2 protein-coding genes are annotated in these 2482 nt (G+C 63.3%); both read left to right on the top strand.

Features of this window, described 5'->3' with window-relative positions; all coding sequences use genetic code 11:
- The first annotated feature begins 114 nt into the window (after window positions 1-114).
- Window positions 115-1620 carry an IS21 family transposase gene (gene istA, locus KDW55_RS29150; RefSeq protein WP_069241900.1) on the top strand — a complete coding sequence of 502 codons (1506 nt, stop codon included), beginning with the start codon at window positions 115-117 and terminating at the stop codon, window positions 1618-1620.
- Window positions 1613-2410 (top strand): IS21-like element helper ATPase IstB, encoded by a 798-nt coding sequence (gene istB / locus KDW55_RS29155; RefSeq protein WP_212198154.1) that lies wholly within the window; start codon window positions 1613-1615, stop codon window positions 2408-2410. The genes istA and istB overlap by 8 nt, the downstream gene beginning before the upstream one ends.
- Window positions 2411-2482 lie beyond the last annotated feature (72 nt).

The following is a 2482-nucleotide window of genomic DNA, read 5'->3' on the forward strand; positions in this document are numbered from 1 at the left end:
TGTTGATGTCCACGCAGAACTGACCCACCTGAGGCTGTAGTTTTCATCGAATTTTGACCCACGTGATTGAATGCCCTGCTCAATCTTTGAGCAGGGGATACAGAGGTGATCACGGTGGGCATATTGGCCAAGATCAGGCGGATGTATTTCCGCGAGAAGGTCCCGCTGCGCGAGATTGCGAGGCGCACGGGCCTGTCCCGGAACACGGTGCGCAGCTGGCTTCGGCAGACGGATGCCGTTGAGCCGAAGTACCCGAAGCGCGTCAGCCCGAGCGTCGTCGACGAGTGGGCCGCGCAACTGACGGGCTGGCTGCGGGCAGACAGTCATCGCCCGAAGCGTGACCGGCGCACGGCCCGGTTCATGTTCGAGGCCATCCGCGGCGAGGGCTATGCCGGCAGCTACGGCCGCGTCAGCGCCTTCGTGAGACGCTGGCACGAGGAGCAGGCTGCAGCACCGCGCAGGAAGGCCTATGTACCGCTGGCCTTCGAACCCGGCGAAGCCTTCCAGTTTGACTGGAGCTGCGAATACGCCTTCATCGGCGGGTTGCGGCGACGCCTGGAGGTCGCCCACGTCAAGCTCAATGCCAGCCGGGCGTTCTGGCTGGTCGCCTATCCGACCCAGAGTCACGAGATGCTGTTCGATGCGCACGCCCGCGCATTCGCCGCGTTCGGCGGCGTGCCGCGCCGCGGCATCTACGACAACATGAAGACCGCCGTGGACAAGGTCGGCCGCGGCAAGGAGCGCGCGGTCAACGCCCGCTTCGAGGCAATGTGCGGCCATTACCTGTTCGAGCCGGAATTCTGCAACCGTGCCGCCGGCTGGGAGAAGGGCATCGTTGAGAAGAACGTGCAGGACCGGCGCCGCCAGATCTGGCACGAGGCTGCGCTACGACGCTGGGAAACGCTGGAGCTTCTGAACGAATGGGTCGCGGGCCAGTGTCGTCAGGCCTGGCAGATGCGGCACCCGCAGTGGCCCGAGCTGACGGTCGAGGACGTGCTGCAGGACGAGCGCACCAGGCTGATGCCCAATCCACGCCCGTTCGACGGCTATGTCGAGCAGACGCTGCGGGTGTCGTCGACCAGCCTCATCCACTTCCAGCGCAACCGCTACAGCGTGCCCACCGAGTACACGAACCAGCTGGTGAGCGTGCGCTGCTATCCGGCATATCTCAGCGTCGTCGCCGACGCCCAGGAGATCGCACGCCACGAACGCAGCTTCGAGCGGCACATGACCTTCTACGACTGGCGCCATTACATCACGCTGGTTGAGCGCAAACCCGGCGCGTTGCGCAACGGCGCTCCGTTCGTCACGATGCCACAGCCGCTGCAGCAGTTGCAGCGGCACCTACTGAAGCACCCGGGAGGCGATCGCATCATGACGCAGGTGCTCGCCGCGGTGCGCGAACACGGACTCGATGCCGTGCTGCTTGCCGTGCAGGCAGCGCTGGACTCGGGACGCCCCAGTGGGGAGCACGTTCTGAACGTGCTGAGCCGGTTGAAGGCACCCACCACGAGCACCAACCTCGCGACGACGAAACTCCAGCTTACCGAAGAGCCGGCCGCCGACGTGAGCCGCTACGAAACCCTGCGCGCCAACCCACCGGAGGACCGTCATGTCTAACGACATCGCCGCCCAACTCAAGGGGCTCAAACTGCATGGTATGGCGAGCACCTGGCCAGAGCTGCTGGCGCAGTCGCGTCACACGGAGTTCGCCCCGGAGCGCTTCATGATGCAACTGCTGATGGCTGAGACGGCGGAGCGACAGGTGCGCTCGATCGCCTACCAGATGACCGCCGCTCGCTTCCCGGCTCACCGCGACCTGAAGGGCTTCGACTTCGCGCAGGCACACGTCGACGAAGCGCTGGTTCGAGAACTCAGTGACCTGTCGTTCCTCGCAAGCGCACACAACGTCGTGTTCATCGGTGGCCCCGGCACCGGCAAAACGCACCTCGCCTCAGCGATCGGAATTGAGGCCGTGCAGCGCCACGGCAAGCGCGTGCGTTACTTCTCGACCGTCGAGCTGACCAACGCACTGGAGCAGGAGAAGTCCATCGGAAAACAAGGCCAGATCGCCCATAAGCTGATGTACGTCGACCTGGTGATCCTCGACGAACTGGGCTACCTGCCGTTCAGCCAGACCGGTGGCGCATTGCTGTTCCACTTGCTCTCGAAGCTGTATGAACACACGAGTGTCGTGATCACCACCAACCTCAGCTTCGGCGAGTGGGCGACCGTGTTCGGGGACGCAAAGATGACGACGGCGCTGCTGGACCGCGTCACCCATCACTGCCACATCGTCGAAACGGGCAATGAATCCTGGCGCTTCAAGTCCAGTTCTGCCAAGGCGAAGACAACCAGAAAGAGAGCAGCAAAAGCAGCAGGCAGTGAGGAGTTATCCACACCGGAATAGATGTACTACGCTGTCTCGGGGTGGGTCAGATTTAGATGAAAACGGTGGGTCAAGATTCGGTGGAAATCAACA

The sequence above is a fragment of the Burkholderia sp. AU19243 genome (genome assembly GCF_018148075.1).
Taxonomy (GTDB): domain Bacteria; phylum Pseudomonadota; class Gammaproteobacteria; order Burkholderiales; family Burkholderiaceae; genus Burkholderia; species Burkholderia latens_A.

Excerpts from the sequence above, each read along its gene's own strand:
- istB (WP_212198154.1), top strand. The coding sequence starts at position 1,613 with ATGTCTAACGACATCGCCGCCCAACTCAAGGGGCTCAAACTGCATGGT.